The sequence below is a fragment of the Pedobacter sp. 22226 genome (genome assembly GCF_052045455.1).
In the GTDB taxonomy this organism is placed as follows: Bacteria; Bacteroidota; Bacteroidia; order Sphingobacteriales; family Sphingobacteriaceae; genus Pedobacter; species Pedobacter jeongneungensis.
In genome coordinates this window covers 236,191-252,684 of sequence record NZ_JBQEPB010000006.1, presented here as the reverse complement: position 1 = coordinate 252,684, position 16,494 = coordinate 236,191, and the positions used below count along the sequence as shown (strand labels likewise).

Annotated in this window: 17 protein-coding genes; 9 read left to right on the top strand and 8 right to left on the bottom strand. The window is 41.2% G+C overall.

The window, feature by feature from the left end; genetic code table 11:
- Window position 1 precedes the first annotated feature (1 nt).
- Window positions 2-1,411, bottom strand: a complete 1,410-nt coding sequence (locus ACTJKC_RS15765) for a PLP-dependent aminotransferase family protein (RefSeq protein WP_440793359.1) — start codon at window positions 1,409-1,411, stop codon at window positions 2-4.
- An 87-nt stretch (window positions 1,412-1,498) separates the two neighbouring features.
- Between ACTJKC_RS15765 and ACTJKC_RS15760 the strand changes: the two genes are divergently transcribed.
- The 3 genes from ACTJKC_RS15760 (at window position 1,499) to ACTJKC_RS15750 (ending at window position 4,014) form a co-directional block, all read left to right on the top strand.
- On the top strand, window positions 1,499-2,392 hold the full coding sequence (locus ACTJKC_RS15760; RefSeq protein WP_440793357.1) for a DMT family transporter: 894 nt from the start codon (window positions 1,499-1,501) through the stop codon (window positions 2,390-2,392).
- 24 nt (window positions 2,393-2,416) lie between these two features.
- The gene (locus ACTJKC_RS15755) at window positions 2,417-2,926 is read left to right on the top strand and encodes a GNAT family N-acetyltransferase (protein ID WP_440793355.1); all 510 of its coding nucleotides are present in this window, start codon (window positions 2,417-2,419) and stop codon (window positions 2,924-2,926) included.
- A 266-nt stretch (window positions 2,927-3,192) separates the two neighbouring features.
- A complete protein-coding gene (locus ACTJKC_RS15750; protein WP_440793353.1) occupies window positions 3,193-4,014 on the top strand; it encodes an alpha/beta fold hydrolase in 822 nt (273 codons plus the stop codon).
- A gap of 62 nt (window positions 4,015-4,076) precedes the next feature.
- Here the strand turns inward: ACTJKC_RS15750 and ACTJKC_RS15745 are convergent, their stop codons facing one another.
- From ACTJKC_RS15745 to ACTJKC_RS15735, 3 genes are all read right to left on the bottom strand, one after another.
- Window positions 4,077-4,916, bottom strand: coding sequence for an alpha/beta hydrolase fold domain-containing protein (locus ACTJKC_RS15745; protein WP_440793351.1), 840 nt, complete (start codon window positions 4,914-4,916; stop codon window positions 4,077-4,079).
- Between the two features lie 116 nt (window positions 4,917-5,032).
- Window positions 5,033-6,667, bottom strand: a complete 1,635-nt coding sequence (locus ACTJKC_RS15740) for an ABC-F family ATP-binding cassette domain-containing protein (protein ID WP_440793349.1) — start codon at window positions 6,665-6,667, stop codon at window positions 5,033-5,035.
- A 301-nt stretch (window positions 6,668-6,968) separates the two neighbouring features.
- Window positions 6,969-9,389, bottom strand: a complete 2,421-nt coding sequence (locus ACTJKC_RS15735; RefSeq protein ID WP_440793347.1) for an outer membrane beta-barrel protein — start codon at window positions 9,387-9,389, stop codon at window positions 6,969-6,971.
- Between the two features lie 309 nt (window positions 9,390-9,698).
- Between ACTJKC_RS15735 and ACTJKC_RS15730 the strand changes: the two genes are divergently transcribed.
- The 6 genes from ACTJKC_RS15730 (at window position 9,699) to ACTJKC_RS15705 (ending at window position 13,592) form a co-directional block, all read left to right on the top strand.
- Window positions 9,699-10,604, top strand: a complete 906-nt coding sequence (locus ACTJKC_RS15730) for an alpha/beta hydrolase family protein (protein WP_440793345.1) — start codon at window positions 9,699-9,701, stop codon at window positions 10,602-10,604.
- Between the two features lie 71 nt (window positions 10,605-10,675).
- Window positions 10,676-11,806 carry a serine hydrolase domain-containing protein gene (locus tag ACTJKC_RS15725; RefSeq protein WP_440793343.1) on the top strand — a complete coding sequence of 377 codons (1,131 nt, stop codon included), beginning with the start codon at window positions 10,676-10,678 and terminating at the stop codon, window positions 11,804-11,806.
- 10 nt (window positions 11,807-11,816) lie between these two features.
- Window positions 11,817-12,257, top strand: coding sequence for a MarR family winged helix-turn-helix transcriptional regulator (locus tag ACTJKC_RS15720; protein ID WP_440793341.1), 441 nt, complete (start codon window positions 11,817-11,819; stop codon window positions 12,255-12,257).
- Window positions 12,258-12,325: 68 nt separating this feature from the next.
- Entirely contained in the window at window positions 12,326-12,685 is a 360-nt protein-coding gene (locus ACTJKC_RS15715) for a VOC family protein (protein ID WP_344850222.1), read from the top strand.
- 12 nt (window positions 12,686-12,697) lie between these two features.
- Window positions 12,698-13,138 carry an EVE domain-containing protein gene (locus ACTJKC_RS15710; protein WP_440793339.1) on the top strand — a complete coding sequence of 147 codons (441 nt, stop codon included), beginning with the start codon at window positions 12,698-12,700 and terminating at the stop codon, window positions 13,136-13,138.
- Entirely contained in the window at window positions 13,131-13,592 is a 462-nt protein-coding gene (locus ACTJKC_RS15705; protein WP_440793337.1) for a MarR family winged helix-turn-helix transcriptional regulator, read from the top strand. Before ACTJKC_RS15710 ends, ACTJKC_RS15705 begins: the two co-directional genes overlap by 8 nt.
- 139 nt (window positions 13,593-13,731) lie before the next feature.
- Here ACTJKC_RS15705 and ACTJKC_RS15700 read toward each other — a convergent pair whose 3' ends face one another.
- The 4 genes from ACTJKC_RS15700 to ACTJKC_RS15685 all read right to left on the bottom strand — a co-directional run bounded on the left by ACTJKC_RS15700 (window position 13,732) and on the right by ACTJKC_RS15685 (window position 16,491).
- Window positions 13,732-14,382: a hypothetical protein gene (locus ACTJKC_RS15700; RefSeq protein WP_440793335.1), complete on the bottom strand. Its 651-nt coding sequence runs from the start codon at window positions 14,380-14,382 to the stop codon at window positions 13,732-13,734.
- Between the two features lie 293 nt (window positions 14,383-14,675).
- A complete protein-coding gene (locus tag ACTJKC_RS15695; RefSeq protein WP_344850214.1) occupies window positions 14,676-15,077 on the bottom strand; it encodes a GlcG/HbpS family heme-binding protein in 402 nt (133 codons plus the stop codon).
- A gap of 116 nt (window positions 15,078-15,193) precedes the next feature.
- Window positions 15,194-15,517, bottom strand: a complete 324-nt coding sequence (locus tag ACTJKC_RS15690; protein ID WP_440793333.1) for a hypothetical protein — start codon at window positions 15,515-15,517, stop codon at window positions 15,194-15,196.
- 329 nt (window positions 15,518-15,846) lie between these two features.
- Window positions 15,847-16,491 (bottom strand): class I SAM-dependent methyltransferase, encoded by a 645-nt coding sequence (locus ACTJKC_RS15685; protein ID WP_440793331.1) that lies wholly within the window; start codon window positions 16,489-16,491, stop codon window positions 15,847-15,849.
- Window positions 16,492-16,494 lie beyond the last annotated feature (3 nt).

The window sequence follows — 16,494 nt, the reverse complement described above, 5'->3', positions numbered from 1 at the left end:
ATCAGCACATTTTTGCCAAATTTCCCAGTTGCTTTAATTTAAAATCGATTTCATCTGTCCAGGGCATGCCCATACAGATGCGTAAGCAATTCTGATATTGTTCCTGTAAGGTAAACATCCGGCCCGGAGAAATGCTGATTTTCTGTTTTATGGCCAGCTCGTAAAGTTTTATCGTATCTGCACCTTTCGCCAGTTCAACCCAAATGGCAAGACCTCCCTGTGGCCGGCTGATTTTCGTTCCCTCCGGAAAATAAGTGGCAATGGCATGGCTAAAACGCTGGTAATTACCCATCAGCGTGCGCCTGATCTGGTGGATATGAACATCATAGCGACCGCTTTTAAAAAAATTGCCCACTACTTCGTGCACCAGTGATGGTGTGGCAATGGCATGTACCAGTTTTAACTTCATTATTTTATCCTTATACTTTCCCGGGGCCACCCACCCTACCCGGTATCCGGGAGCAAGCGTTTTAGAAATGGCACTGCACCACAGCACATTCCCTTCGGTATCAAAGGCTTTACAGCATTTTGGCCTTTGTGCACCGAAATACAGATCGCCATATACATCATCTTCAATCAGCGGGATGTTGTGTTTGGCCAACAATTTAACCACTTCTTTTTTATGTTCATCGGGCATACAGCTGCCCAAAGGAGTATTAAAATTTGGAATAAGCACACAGATATCGATTTTCGAAACCAGTTTTTTCAACGCTTCAATTTCGATACCAGTAACCGGATGGGTAGGCAGCTCGAGCACTTTGAGGCCCAGACTAATGGCCAGCTGAAAAATGCCCGGATAACAAGGGCTTTCGATGGCCACGGTATCGCCCGGTTTAGCCAAAGCCATCAGAGAAAAAGAGAGCGCGTTCATTCCGCCGCTAGTGGTAATAAGATCGTCTTCGCTCAAATTTCCTCCCCAGCCCAAAGAGCGCACGGCAACCATTCTGCGGAGCTGAATATTGCCTTGAAGTGGCTCGTAAGCTGTACCGCCCTGCAACAACCTGCTCGCCTGGAGAATTTCTTTTTGCAGTTTTGCCAAAGGCAACAGGTTACCGGAAGGGATACCGATAGAAAAAAGTGTAATGTCGTTATTCCCCATGCTCGAATACACTTTGGTAATCAGTTCATCAGGTTCTTTGTTGCCTGGCATTAAGGTGGGTGTACTTACAGCAGGAAGCGGCAGACGCTGAACGGACCGGTTACTGACAAAAAAGCCAGACTGAGGTTTTGCATCGATCAGTGATTGCGCTTCGAGCTCTAAAAAAACCCTTTTGGCCGTGTTCATCCCAATGGCATATTCCTTACAGAGCATCCTTACCGAAGGGAGTTTTTCACCAACCTTCAAAATACCGTTCCTGATCTGAGCCGCTATTCCATCCGCAATTTCATTGTACCTGTAAACCTTTTTCATAAACAAACTGTATCCATACAAATATACAAAACTGATACTGTATTTACTTATTTCTCTTTATCACTTTTGGTGAAGTAAATTTTAGATATGATAAGCACAACAACGGGTAGCCTGGCTACCAGAAAAATTTCGGGCGGCTGGCTTAACGGTTTTATTGGTGTATTAATTTTTAGCGGCTCTATGCCGGCCACTAAAATAGCGGTAATGGATATGAGCCCTGTTTTTGTAACCATTGCGAGGGCAACCATTGCAGGTGTACTTGCACTGGCTGTATTAATTTTGCTTAAAGAGAAGCGCCCTGCAAAAAGCAGTTTAGGATCGCTCATTATTGTGGCTGTTGGTGCAGTAATCGGGTTCCCCCTGTTAAGTGCCCTGGCTTTGGCGCACATCACATCTGCACATTCGCTGGTGTTTTTGGGCTTATTGCCTTTGGTAACCGCAATATTTGCTGTTTTACGCGGAGGAGAACGGCCGAAACTCATTTTCTGGCTCTTTTCTGCATTGGGCAGTATATTGGTAATCGGTTATGCCATTTATCAGGGCATTAATGCTTCACCACTTGGTGACCTGCTGATGCTGGCAGCCATTGTACTTTGTGGATTGGGCTATGCAGAAGGTGCGCGTTTGACCAAAACCATTGGTGGCTGGCAGGTCATATCCTGGGCATTGGTCATGTCCCTTCCACTCATGCTCCCGTTAATTTTTGTTTTTAAACCCGTTTCGTTATCGGCTGTAAGTCCTGGTGCCTGGTTAGGCTTAGCCTACATTTCATTATTTAGCATGTTTATTGGTTTCATTTTTTGGTATAAAGGACTTGCGCAGGGCGGTATCGCATCTGTAGGGCAACTTCAGTTGTTACAGCCCTTTTTCGGTCTGGCGCTCGCCGCAACCTTGCTGCATGAGGAAGTTAGCTTAAATATGCTGGCAGTAACCATAGGCATTATCCTCTGTGTTGCCGGTTCTAAAAAATTTGCCCGCTAATAATTCAATATAAAAATTAAACATATGAAAATCAGCAATAGTACTGCGGAAGATATCCCAGAAATTTTTCGCCTTTACGAAAGCGCTACAGCTTTCCAGAAAACGAAATACAACCTTCACTGGCCAAAATTCGAAACCTCACTTGTCGAAAATGAGGTAAATGAGCATAGACAATGGAAAATAACCATTAATGGAAAAACAGCTTGTGTATGGGCAACAACATTTGATGACCCACAGATATGGGAAGCTAAAAATGCTGATCCATCTGTTTATATTCACCGCATAGCAACCAACCCCGAATTTAAAGGGCAAAATATGGTTGCCATTATTGTAGATTGGGCAAAAGAATATGCCAGGACAAATGATAAAACCTACGTACGCCTGGATACTGTTGGCCAAAACGAAGGCCTGATTAACCATTATACAAAAATGGGATTTGAATTTCTGGGCTTGTTTGATTTAGCAAATACAGATCAGTTGCCGGCACATTATCAAGGAAACCCCGTGAGTTTGTTTGAGATGCAGGTTGTATAATTGAGCGTAAAGTTGTGTATGTGGTTGAAAGAAAAATTCACCGATATTTAATATTACTATACTTTTTCTATCAGCATAATTAATTAGTTTTGATAATCAAGAAACTTGCCTCCGGAACATCCTAAATTTAAACGTTAAACAAAGCATTTAGATTTGCCGGGGTATTATTAAACTGATCAGGAAAAGCTTTCAGGATTGTGATGCCGCTTTTTTCAGGATGATGCGCTTTAATCAACTTTATCCACCATAACATTAAACAACACAGCATGAGTACAATTAAAGTAAAAGACGGAACCGAAATCTACTACAAAGACTGGGGAACTGGTCAACCTATTGTTTTCCATCATGGATGGCCTTTATCGGGCGATGACTGGGACGGACAGATGATGTTTTTCCTTGAAAAGGGTTACAGGGTTATTGCTCATGACCGCCGCGGACACGGACGCTCGGGCCAGACAGCACTTGGGCACGACATGGACACTTATGCGGCAGATGTGGCAGAACTGACCACTGCGCTTGATTTAAAGGATGCGATCCACATTGGCCATTCTACCGGTGGCGGAGAGGTCATCAGATACGTGGCACAATACGGAAAAGGCCGCGTAGCCAAAGCCGTGCTGATTAGTGCCGTTACGCCTCTTATGGCCAAAACAGCAAACAATCCAGACGGTATTCCGATGGAGATATTTGATGAAATCCGCCAGGGAACTGCTTATAACAGGCCACAGTATTTTCAGGATTTTACACTGCCGTTTTATGGCTTTAACCGCGAAGGAGCTAAAGTATCGCAAGGGGTAAGAGATAACTGGTGGCGCCAGGGCATGATGGGTGGAATTAAAGCACATTATGATTGTATCAAAGCATTTTCTGAAACCGATTTTACAGCAGATCTTGAAAGCGTTGATGTGCCTGTGTTAATATTGCATGGCGAAGATGATCAGATTGTTCCGTATCAACTTACGGGTGTAAAAGCAGCAAAATTAGTTAAAAACGGTAAATTGATTACCTACCCGGGTTTTCCACACGGAATGCCTACAACAGAAGCCGAAACAATCAACAAAGATCTGCTTGATTTTATAAAGGCATAATGATAAAGGTTACTAACCAGTGGTAACGCCGCTGGTTAGTAATTACATTCATCCTGTTTAAACTAATTATATTTTTTAACCCAACGCTGTATTTCATCCAGCACTATTTTTTCGCTATCAGGTTGGTTCATGCCACAATCATGCCCCTTACCCAACATAGGGATAAACCTGGCAATCAGTTTTTTATCCGTTAATAGCCTGAATAAAAATTTGGATTGATTATCCGGCACCAGCTCATCCTTATCGCCATGAAAGAGCAAAGTTGGTATTGCTTTAACATATTTGTAAGGGCTTACCTCAGTAAATTTTATACTGATTTTTTGATCCGGGATATATTTTGCCCCGGCTAAAAGTTCAACATTTTTAACAAGATTGTTTTTCTGAAGGGCTTTCATGGTTTCGGGATCATCAAGGCGCACAGGAGGGCAAAGTGCAGTAATGGATCTGATATCTTTATTACTGGTATAACCATATAACAACGCCAGATGAGCGCCTGCACTGATTCCGGCCAGGTGATAACCTTTTGATCTAAAGTGGTATTCCACAGATTTTCGCTGTATAAATGTTAAGGCCTGGTCAATATCAGAAAGAAGATCTTTGCCGTTTACATTTTCACTTACATAACGGTAATCAACATTGGCTACAATAAACCCCCGGTTGCGTAAATCCTTCGCTGTTTTATCAGTGTACTCATTTCCGCCCATCATCCAGGCACCACCATGGAGTAATATAACCACAGCAGTATTTTTATTATAAGTTGCCGGGAGAAAAAGATCGAGTTGATTTTGTGCTGCTGAACCGTATTTCAAATGCAGTAAATCTTTGGCGTCAGGCTGTTTAAAGGCTTGCGAAACCTGTAAAAACGATAGGTTGAGCAGCAACATCAGTATTATTTTCATCATTTTCTCTTTAATAAACAAAAATAGCCATTTCAGGCGCCTGTTCTTCCAAAAAACCATTTAAAACGAAAAAAGCAGCTCTTTTCAGAACTGCTTTTACAATAAGGTTAGAAAACTGTTTAGTTTTGTTCAATTTCCTTTAAACTATTCATTTTTTTATAGGCCAGGAAGCCTTTTATATCTTCAAAGTGCTCACGAACACGTTTATTGCCAAATTCAAATACTTTTGTTGCCAGTCCGTCCAGGAAATCCCGGTCATGCGATACCAAAATCAAAGTACCATCGAAATCTTTCAGCGCATCTTTAATAATGTCTTTGGTTTTCATGTCCAAATGGTTGGTCGGCTCATCCAGAATTAATACGTTTACGGGCTCTAACAGCAATTTAATCATGGCCAAACGCGTTTTTTCGCCACCAGAAAGTACCTTAACCTTTTTCGTAGTATCATCGCCGCTAAACATAAAGGCACCTAAAAGATCTTTGATTTTAATGGTACCATCACTTAATGGAATCTGGTCGATGGTTTCGAATACGGTCAAACCTTCATCAAGCAATGCCGCCTGGTTTTGGGCAAAGTAACCGATTTTTGCATTGTGGCCAACTTTTAAGCCGCCCTCAAAATCAATCTCCCCCATAATGGCTTTAATCATTGTCGACTTACCTTCACCGTTTTTACCAACAAAAGCTACTTTTTCTCCCCGCTCAATCACCATAGATGCTTTTTCAAAAACCACATGATCGCCGTAAGTTTTCGTCAGTTCTTCTACCATTACGGGATATTGACCAGAACGTGGTGAAGGAGGAAATTTCAATCGCAAAGCAGAAGTATCCACTTCATCAATCTCAATTACTTCAAGCTTCTCGAGCATTTTCACACGCGATTGCACCTGCAGGGTTTTAGAATAGGTTCCCCTGAAACGATCTATAAACTCCTGGTTATCGGCAATAAAACGTTGTTGTTCTTCGTAAGCTTTTAACTGATGGATCCGTCGGTCGGCCCGCAGCTGAAGGTAATGGCTGTATTTGGCTTTATAATCGTATATCCTGCCCATCGTAACCTCAATGGTACGATTAGAAACATTATCTACAAAGGCACGGTCGTGCGAGATCACCATCACTGCTTTGGCCGAATTGATCAGGAAATCTTCCAGCCATTGAATACTTTCGATATCCATGTGGTTGGTGGGCTCATCCAGTAAAATCAGATCAGGTTTTTTTAATAAAATCTTTGCCAGCTCAATGCGCATACGCCATCCGCCCGAAAACTCGGAAGTTTGACGGGTAAAATCTTTACGTTCAAAACCCAGGCCTTTTAGTACTTTTTCTACCTCTGCATCGTAATTGGTCTCTTCAATTGAATAAAATTTCTCACTGAGTTCGGATACGCGTTCAATGAGTTTCATATAGTCGTCGCTTTCGTAATCCGTACGGATAGTAAGCTGCTCGTTCAACTCGTCGAGTTCTTTTTGCATTTGGTTTACCTCTGCAAAAGCTTTCATTGTTTCTTCAAAAACGGTTACATTATCCTGCGTAAGCAAATGCTGTGGTAAATAAGCAATTACGGCTTCCTTCGGACCAGTTACGCTACCGGAAGTAGGTTTGGCTGCATCGGCAATAATTTTAAGAATGGTTGATTTACCTGCACCATTTTTACCCATAAGGGCAATTTTATCATTCTCGTTTATCGAAAAGGTTACATCGCTAAAAAGCGTGGTTCCGCCAAATGAAACGGAGATGTTATTTACATTAATCACGAAGTTGGAATATTAATTGGCGGCAAAGATAAAGGAAAGCGCGTAAATTACAGCTTTTGTACAATCAATTATCTCTGCTGGCAGCAGATTCCAAAAATTGACCGACATTTCGACTGAACCACAGTCCAGACGTTAAAGTCGGGAGTGAAATCTTTTTGCATAGTTTAAAGATTTCTCCACTGCTGTAGAAAGGACGAGCCACCTAAAAATACCACCCACTACAGTATTTTTCGAAGATAAACTCTGGGAATAACGATTCCTTGCAGCATATCCGCGCCAGTTTACAAAAATCTACCGTTATTTAATTAGACGATTTTTTAGTATCATCGTTACTAATGCTGCGTTCGCTCTTTTTAATCGATCCCTTGAGTTTTCCGAATTTCCAGTTAAGCCCAAAACTGATGCGCCGGAAAGGATTTTCGCGGATACGCTCCTGGGTAAAATTAACCCCTTCGGTATAACTTCTGTAAGCCCTGTACTTTTGAAAAGGATTGGCAACCATGGCAGAGAAGGTTAATTTATCTTTAATGATATCTTTACTGCCGCTGAAACCCAGGTAATAATAATAATTCGACTGGCCCTGCAACATTACATCAGGTGCTCCATAATTAAAGGATACACTGGTTTTCCAGGTTTTTTCGAACTTATAACTCGTGGTAAAGCTCGAATAGCCGGTTAAACCGCTGTTTTTTGCCAATACGCCATTAATCATTCCTTCCAGCCAGATGTAATTCAGGTTTGCACTTAAATTGACGTTCCATTTGGCCGTAATGGGATAATTGAAGTTTGCATTTGTACCCAGCAACCTGCTTTTACCAATATTGAAAGAAGTTATCCTGGTTAGGTTTTGGGCAGGAAGATATTCATATACCTGCTGCTGGGTGTTGTTGGCAAAATTATAGCTCAGGCTTAAATTGAGTGATCCTTTTTTAAAATTACTATAAGTTAATTCGAAGTTATTGCTTAATGTAGCCTCAAGATCAGGGTTACCAAAATACTCAAAGTTTGGCCTCGATTTATCTACAAACGGATTCAGGTCCCAGATGCCGGGGCGCTGGATTCGCTGGGTGAATCCCAGGCTGATACTTTGACTGTTTTTCAGGGTTCTGTTAAAAGAAACCGATGGAATCAGGTTAAAGTAATCTGTTTTAACAGTGGTATTGGTACTTTCAAAGTTGCCGGTTACATAGGTTCCTTCCAAACGGGCTCCCGCCTTAAAAGTCCAGTTTTTAAGTTTTAAAATATAAGTATTGTACACCCCGAAAATATTCTGGTCATTGCCATAAACATTGCCCTGCGAAGGGTCTACCTGGTAAATGTTTTGCGCAGGATTAAAATTGAGGTACTGGAAATTGCTCTCCCCGTTCCTTAAAATTGCCTTTACACCGGCCTCAACGGTAAGTTTTTTAAAGGGGTTAACATAATCTACCTGTATGGTTTGCTCTTTCGAGCTACTGGTATTTTCCTGTTTATAATCCGGGCCGGTAAAGTTGATTTTGTTACTAAACATCACATCGCTTAGCTGAGGTTCGGAACTGTTAAAAAATTTATAAGAGAAGGTAAGGAGGTGCTCTTTTTTATCCCTGAAACCTTTTTGATAGTTGAAGGTATAGTCGGTACCGCCCCACTCATACCTGTTGGCGCTGCTCATATCGTATGCTGATGATACTGCTCCATCCCTGAGATCAAAATGCTGCATCAGGTTTTGCTGGTTATAACCACTGTAGGGGTTAACTTCAACGGTAATCAGGTTCAGGGAATCGATCTCATAACTCAGCTCGCCACCGCCCCAGGCCCATTTATTGTCTATCTTTTGAAAACCCAGTGAATAAAGGCTGGAGGGGATTGGGGTTTCGCGGCTATTGCGGATCTCGTTCAATTTTATGCCATCAACCTGCCACACGCCTGTTCCCCCGTATAAATTAGCACCGAATTTGCCCTGTTTTATGGTGAAATTTCCATTTCCGCTCGGCCCGCCCGGAAACTGATAACGTGCATTCAGGTTTCCATTGTATCCGTTTTCCATCTTTTTTGAAGTGATGATGTTAATAATTCCGGATAATCCTTCACTTTCGTACTTCGATGGCGGGGTGGTAATTACTTCTATTTTCTGCACACCGGCAGCAGGCATGCTTTTCAGGTATTCTTTCGGATCTCTGGTGAGAATCCCCGATGGTTTGCCATTAATCAGGATACGGTAATTGCCTGTTCCTTTCAGCTTTACATTATCATCTGCATCTACCGATAAAAGCGGGACTTTACGCATCATATCCAATACCGAGAGTACTTTGCTCTCCGCATCTGCCTGGATATCATAAACAATACGGTCGGGTTCCTGTTTGATAAGCGGCCTGCTTCCGGCAACTGAAACTTCTCCCAGTTCATTGCTGGCAGCGGGTGTCATACTAATTTTGCCCAGATCGGTATTAGCCGTTACCTTCACAACAAGCTGTTTCGGCCTGTAGCCCAAAGATCCGATGAGGAGCCTGTATTGCCCCTCGCCGATCCCGGAAAACGAGAATTTCCCCTGCGCGTCAGAAACTACACTTTTAATTACGAGCGAATCTTTTTTAATGGCAACAGTAAAGTATTCGCCAGGCTTTTGGGTAAGGCTGTCTACAATTACGCCGCTTATCTGGTATTTAGTTTCCTGGGCGTGCAAGGTTCCCAAAGTAAGGCTGCATTGAATAACAATGCAGATCATTAAAAAGTATCTGCTCATAAAAAGTTGTTTTCCGGTTTATAAAACATTTCTGTCTTACTGCTTACTAGATGCAAAAGTTTAAATAATGTTGCACGGGTTTAGGAGAATTGATCAGAAAAGGCTAAAAATCAATAAGATAAATTTGCTCATGCATTAATTTTATATCATCTATCAACGAAAAAACGGAACTGATTGCAAAGATTTTACACAAAAATTTACTTTCATCACATTTATCCCTGGTTCTATCACATTTATCTATCAGCGTGTTTATTTCAATATATATTGCAGCGCATTTAAACAATATTATACCCCAAGAATTTAACGACAATGAAATTCCGTTTACTTATTTTGTTCTGCTGCTTCAGTTTCAGGCTGTTTGCACAAACCCTTCCTGATTCCACTTCCCAATCAGCCTTTACCATTGAAAACATTAAATTTAACAGCGCAGGGATCACACTGGAAGGCGAAATTTTTAAACCAAAGCATGCGCATGCGGCAATAGTTTTGGTACATGGCTCCGGCCAGGAAATGAGGATGACGGGGATGGCATCGTTTTTGGCGAAAAACGGGATCGCGGTATTAACCTACGACAAACGCGGCGTGGGCAAATCGGGCGGGGTTTATGCCGGACCAGAAACAGGAACCAATAACATCGATTCTGCCAACCTCAACCTATTGGCTTTAGATGCCAGTGCGGCTTCTAATATTCTTTTGGCGCATTTAACGGGTAAAAACCTGCCAACAGGCCTGATGGGTTTTAGTCAGGCCGGCTGGATTATTCCTCTGGCCGCAAAGAAAAACAGCCAGATCAGTTTTATGGTAATATTTAGCGGCCCGGTTGTTACAACGTTAGAACAGCTACGTTTTCAGTTTTATACACAGGGGCAATCTACCTTTTGGGAAACACATACTGAAGCAGAGGCTCGGGAACACATCAGTAACGATCCAGACCGTTATCAGTTTGCCGGAACCGATCCCCGCGATGCCCTCGCAACACTCTCTACCCCGGGACTTTGGATTTTTGGCGGTAAAGACATCCAGATTCCGGTAGGTTTATCAATAGAACGCCTCAATGTGCTCAAAGCAAAAGGTAAACCTTATCACTACCAGTTATTTCCGGCGCTGGGCCATAATACTTCTTCTAATAAATCTCCTGAAACGCTTCACTACGCGCTCCGGTGGATTAAAACCATTGGAGAAGCTAAGAAAAAGAAATCGTTGAATAAATATTAATAACCTGATTCGACGAAAAAATATCACAATAAAATTCAAATATAATTGATATATCAATTATATTTGAAACAATGAAAAAATCTTTTTATTTAAATATTTCGTTTTCCACGTTAATATTTGGCCTTAATACTGTCTGTCAGGCTCAAAACAGCAAAATCGACAGTACGGTTAAAGCGATCATGATAGAGAACCATATTGCAGGTCTATCTGCAGCAGTTATCGACAGTGGTAAAATTATCTGGACAGGCTATTATGGATACCAGAATATTGAGCAACAAAAAAAGGTAAATGCCCAAACTACTTTCGTAATTGCATCAACCTCTAAAACAGTTACAGCAGCTGCACTGATGCAGCTTTACAGCAAGGGCAAGTTTAAAATGGATGATGACATCAACAAATACCTGCCTTTTAAAGTTAAAAACCCCAATTATCCAAATTTACCGATCACTTTCGGTCAGCTACTCCGTCACCGTTCAGCCATTCAGGATAATATAGACTACCTCGGCCCGTTCTGGCTGGTAAAAAAAGGTGATCCGACAATACCGCTTGGCACTTTTTTAAAAGACTACCTGGCTATTGACGGGAAAAACTATAGCGCAAAAAAGAATTTTTTTAACGAAAAACCCGATAGTGCATTTCATTACAGTAACATTGGCATATCACTGGCAGGCTATCTGGTGGAATGTATATCAGGAATGCCTTTTGAACAGTACTGCAAGCAAAACATATTTACCCCGCTGGAAATGAATACTTCTGCATGGCATTTAAAAGATCTTGATACCACAAAACTTGCCATGCCTTATCACTATAGCGATTCGCTCAAAAAATTTGTACCTCTGGGGTTCGGTGGTTTCCCTGATTATCCTGCAGGAACCTTACATACTACACCAACACAACTTGCCAACTTTTTAATTTCCTGGACACAGCACGGAAAATTTAAGGATAAACAAGTATTTGAAAGAAATGCAATACAACTTTTAACACCGGATGAAACCAGTTTAGGTTATTATACCTGGTTTTTAAGAGGTACAGAGAAGGGAGAGCTTATTTATAACCATACAGGTGGAGATGAAGGCGTATTAAGTTTTATAGCATTTAGCCCGAAAACAAAAAAAGGCATATTGTTTATGATGAACAGTTTTTTTGAATCAAGAGAAGCCTTTATTAAACTCATAAATTTATTCTATTATAATGCACGTTAATTGTAAAGCGATGAATAATGACGAAAATTTAGAAGACATCCTGTTTTATTCGCTCGAAAGATCGATTAAAAGTTACCGGCAATTTGCCCAGCAGCAACTTGTAAAAAACGGTTTTAATATCACTATTGATCAGTGGCTGTTATTAAAAGCAATTCATAATCATCCCGGGAAAACGCAACAGCAAATTGCCCAGGCTATTTTTAAAGATTTTGCATCTGTTACCCGCATGGTGGAATTATTAGTCGAAAAAAAATACCTGATCCGCTTCTCCCACCCTACCGACCGTAGAAGATTTCAGTTAAAACTGGCAAAAACTGCAGTAGAATTATTGCATGATATGCAACCCATAATCGAAAACAACCGCAAAACAGCCTTAAAAAATATTAGCGAACAACAAATCATTCAATTTGACGAAGTACTGAATCTCATTATCAATAATTGTAAGGCTTAAAAGCTTAGTAAAAATACTTGCATATTGTTGTCGTATATATTATATTTGCGACTACAATAATCAATAATATGAGAAAATTAAATTTTGCCTCCCTTCAGGTCAGGGATTTAGAGATTTCAAAAGATTTTTACGCCAACAAACTAGGTTTTGAAATAGCATCAGTTAACCCTGCAGCCTGCATTTTCAAATATGACGAAGGCGAAGCAAGCTTTGCCATCCGAAAACCTTTAACAGACCTAACAGGCAAAGAACCTGGCATTGGTGTATCGTTGTGGTTTGCCATTGATGAAGACATTGAAGAACTTGAAAGAACACTAACTGAAAGAGAAGTTCCGCTTCTGGGGCCGGTTAACAACACTCCATTCGGAAGAACCCTCATCGTAAAAGATCCGGACGGATACAACATTACTTTTCTGCAGCCAAACTAAACAGCGGGTAAGATGGAAAATCAGGATACAAAATACTGGATTATCGTTGCCTCTAAAGACCATGTCAAAAATGGCATGGCTCAGGGCATCGCCCAGGCCTGTCACGGAAAGGCATCCCCGTTAAGAAGGATGCGCAAAGGTGATTTTATTATCTGCTACTCGGGCAAACAGACAATGGGACAGCCCCAGCCCTGCCAGCAGTTTACTGCAATTGGGAAGGTAAAAGATGAGCAAACCTATCAGTTCCAGGTTTCGGAAGATTTTTGTCCCTCCAGGCGAAATATAGAATTTTTGCCTGGCAAAGATATTTCTATCTTACCTTTGATAGCCGGACTGGATTTTATCCCAAACAAAAAAAACTGGGGTTATCCTTTCCGCTTTGGTTTTTTTGAGATCAAACGCCACGATTTTGAACTGATCTCATCACAAATGCTAATACAAGATAATGCCTGACAAAATAGAATTTCATTTCAAGAACCCGCTGGATAGTCCGGGTTACCTGCTCGGACAACTAACGATGTTATGGCAGCGTAAACTGAAACGTGTACTTGATCCGCTGGACCTTACCCATACTCAATTTGCATTGCTTTGCGCACTGGCCTGGCTTGCAAGAGAAAGAGACAATGTTACCCAGGTAGATATAGCGAACCAGGGCAATGCAGACCGGATGATGGTATCGAAGGTACTGCGTACACTGGAGGAAAAAAAATTTATTACCAGACAGGAGCATAAAACGGATACGCGGGCAAAGACCATCAGCCTGACGGAAACTGGTGAAACCATACTCCAGAAAGCAATTATTTCTGTAGAAAACGCAGATTTAGCCTTTTTTTCAATGCTGGAAAAGGATCTGCCTGACTTTAATTCGAGTATGGCTTCGCTGATCGAAGTAAATAAAATTGATTAACCAGCCACACGCGGAATGCCGTACCCTTTTTTATAAATGGATTAATGCAAGATTTATCGCGTTGGGCTAACTTAAAAAGGGAAAATGATTGAGACAATTTCTAATCAAAACCCCGAAAAAAACATAAAAGTAACGCCTTTTAATTGGTGGAAGATAAAGACACATTAAGTTTATCGCCGGGAGCCTTGCCAAAATGACCGGTGTACCATTCAATTAGTTTAGGCGATTTAAACTGGCTGTTCCCATTCATTCCCCTTATAAACCGTTTGGCCGATTTAGTACCGTCTTCTCCTATCATGGCCTGATAAAGAACATAATCTACTATAATTTTATCATCCGGCCTGGGACCTTTGTAAGCCAATATTGCACCATCTTTTCCGATAATGAATGCTGCAGGATCGCCAATCATCAAAATTTTACGGAATTCGGCCGACGGAGTATCATCACCTAACCTGCTGGTATTCGATGAAGTATCTGAACCTACGTAAAGTTCGGAGAAAACTACGTCGGGATATTTGGTAAAACGCTCTTTCAGTTGCTGATATGATTTTTCTTGCTGCACAGATCGTTTTTTATTTCCCCAAACGTACAGGTACACTGTTTTACCATTGTACAAATTTCCAAATGACTGATTTCTTCCTTCCGGATCTACGATTTTTACATCAGAGATATGGGTTGATGTGTAATCGTTATAGTTTTTAACCATTAGTTTGGCAATTCCTTTCACCATCATCGTGCATGAACTGGTAAGAAAGCAAAGGCTAAGAATAAGGTAGGTGATTTTTTTCATCTTTTGAGTTTTGTCTGGTACCACCGGAATGTATCTGTTTATTGTTTGCAGGGTAGACGACAAAAATTAATTAAAGGTTGCATCAATAAAAAAACATTCTATCCGACCGCATGCAAACGACTTACAACAAAATGAAAATCAGCATATTATATTTTTTTTTAACACCTGCCGTTATTAAAAGAGTTCATCTCCAATGTCTAATAATTTATTGAATCTGAAATCTATGCTAGCGGGGCAATCTTTATGATTTAATAATTACATGTCAGGAGGGGTTCTCCCAACATGTATTTTGATTACTTTAACGCTTCGGCACCGGCAGTTGCCACCTGGTGATCCTGATCAACAGTTCCCCCTGAAACGCCGATAGCGCCAATCACCTCACCGGCTTCATTTTTTAATACTACACCACCCGGAAATGTAATTAAACCGCCATTTGAATGCTCGATATTGTATAAAGGCTGCCCGGGCTGTGAAAGCTTTCCGATTTCGCCGGAATCCATATCAAAAAACCTGGCAGTTTTTGCTTTCTTAATGGAAATATCAATTGATCCAAGCCAGGCATTGTCCATTCTGTGAAATGCTTTTAAATTGGCACCTTCATCAACAACAGCAATATTCATGGGTACGCCGATTTCTTTCGCTTTGGCTTTGGCTGCCGACGATAATTTTTCTACGATTTCTAATGTTAAGCTCATATTTCATCATGATTAATGTATCTGATTAACATGGCTACCAGCTTATTGTTCTGTTACACAAAGGTTTTTGTTATTCTTTAACAGAATATTTGATGGGTATTATCATTTAAAAAGGCCTAAAAAACCTGAAATGAAACACTATTTTGCTGATTTATTGTACTCTTGCAAAGTATATAACCAAGTCGGCCGCACCTTTCTGCCACCAGGTATTCAATATCTGCAGGCACATCATTTACGATCCGGTAGCGGATCTTATATTTTTGGTTATAAGATAAGTGGATGGTCAGGTAATGTGCTGTTGATCTTCTTGTATGAAGGCCAATCAGGTGGAAGTCCTGCAGTTCCTTTGCCGCAGTCAGCAGTCTGTTGTTCATGATCCTGGCCAATGCTGGCTCTTGTCTGAATTCCGTATCTAAAATAGCAACTACCGTAACATTCATGGGGCAAAATTACCATCTTTCGCATCAGTTACAAACGCCCGAACGGTAAGTCACTGGAAACGAGAAACATTTTATTTTTGCACAATTTAAAGGCATTATTTACCGTTAATATCAATTTTTTTTCATACCTACAGACCTAAAACATACTTCCGATACGCCATTAAACAACAGGCATCTCCCGCCAGATATGAGCACAGTTAGAATTGCACCAGACTTTGCTGCGCTAACTGATCCGGTACCGGAAATGATTGAAAATCAACAATAAACTCTCCATGTGCACATTTACACTTTAAAGCGAAATACGGTACCAATAGCGCGCAAAAAGATGATTATAATGAATCAGGATTTTGTTTAAACGCCTGTTTTTTAACGCACCATGTCGTCATGCTCCGCATGTTTTGCACGTTGGTTGTTTTAATGGGTTCGTGCAGCTCGCCACCCAGTTTTTTAGTGATGCGAAGGAGCATTTCCTGGTTAACCAAAAAGCGTTCGGATCCATCTGGCAGCATATATCTTCCGTTTCCGATAAACCGGACCGCAGACTCAATACCGATATCGGAGGCGAGGCGGCAAAAAAAGTACCCCTCCGGTTTTAACACGCGCCACATTTCAGCAAGCATGGCCTCAAAATGTTCAAGGTTTTGAGCAAAGTGTAACACCGCACTGCTGATAACAAGGTCAAATTTCGCTTCCTCAAAAGGCAGGTTTTCTATCGGGGAAACCTGAAAGTTATTTTTTATGCCAAACCCGCAGAGCTGGCCTGCAAGTTCCTGAATCCGGGCAATAGCCTCCGGATTTTGATCGACCCCATAAACCTGGTGGCCATTTTTTAAAAAGTAAATTAAATTTCTTCCAGTGCCGCAACCGGCATCAAGAATGGTATGGCAGTTTGCGTAGGTGCCTTTGAGCAACTGGTCAAAAAGATAAATATCGATGTCTCCAAAGGTGTCGCGGATTTGATGGTTTGTTAGCATTTT